This window comes from Streptococcus sp. GMD6S (assembly GCF_000297015.1).
On sequence record NZ_AJRH01000202.1, the window covers coordinates 1 to 858 of the forward strand.

Sequence of the window (858 nt, forward strand, 5' to 3'; positions counted from 1 at the left end):
TTCCGAGAAGCATTTCATGGCTATCAAATTCAAGAGGTCGCGGAAATGACAGATGGGGAGTTGGAAGCCATGTTAGAGAATCCAACCATCATTCGAAATCGAGCCAAGATTTTTGCGACGCGTGCCAACGCCCAAGCATTTTTACAAGTCCAGAAAACCTTTGGCTCTTTTGACGCTTATCTCTGGTCCTTTGTTGAGGGAAAAACGATCGTGAATGATGTTCCTGACTATCACCTAGCACCTGCTAAAACAGCCTTGTCTGAAAAGTTATCTCAAGATCTCAAAAAACGAGGCTTCAAGTTCACAGGTCCAGTCGCAGTTTTAGCTTTTCTACAAGCGGCAGGTCTGATTGACGACCACGAAAATGATTGTGAGTGGAAAAGCGGAAATAAGTGAGTGCAGGCGTCTAATTATCTGAGAATATAGAAAAAGCTGAGATGAGTTTCTCAGCTTTTTGATTATATGCTAGTAATTTTTATAGTGCAGTGAGAAATGTCAGTCCACCTAAGACAACGCCGGCTGAGTTTGGAATAATTAGTATCCAATCCTTCTTAGGTTCTTTTGTCCATCCGTAAATAACCCAAATTAAACAAGATACTGCTGCGGATAAAGGCTGAAATGGTTGAGCCTTGTTGCCTTGTAAATTGGCAAAAATTTGTGGGATGTAGGCGATAAATACAATAATCCCGATAAAGGCCCCGATTGAACCGACAATTTGATTTATTTTTTGTTTAGTCATATACACCTCCTTTAAAAAGATATCATAGAAATAAGCAAAATGCAATAAATTCAGACACAAATTGTAACGAAAATCAATACCAAAGCACAAAAATGGAGAAATTGTTTATTTTTTGTTAT

Annotated in this window: 2 protein-coding genes; one reads left to right on the top strand and one right to left on the bottom strand. The window is 38.7% G+C overall.

Going from position 1 to position 858, the window contains the following annotated elements:
- A partial coding sequence (locus GMD6S_RS09670) for a DNA-3-methyladenine glycosylase I (protein WP_000408677.1) occupies positions 1 to 396 on the top strand: 396 nt, incomplete at its 5' end.
- A gap of 79 nt (positions 397 to 475) precedes the next feature.
- Here the strand turns inward: GMD6S_RS09670 and GMD6S_RS09675 are convergent.
- Positions 476 to 739 carry a SemiSWEET family transporter gene (locus tag GMD6S_RS09675; RefSeq protein WP_000166112.1) on the bottom strand — a complete coding sequence of 88 codons (264 nt, stop codon included), beginning with the start codon at positions 737 to 739 and terminating at the stop codon, positions 476 to 478.
- Between the last annotated feature and the right edge of the window lie 119 nt (positions 740 to 858).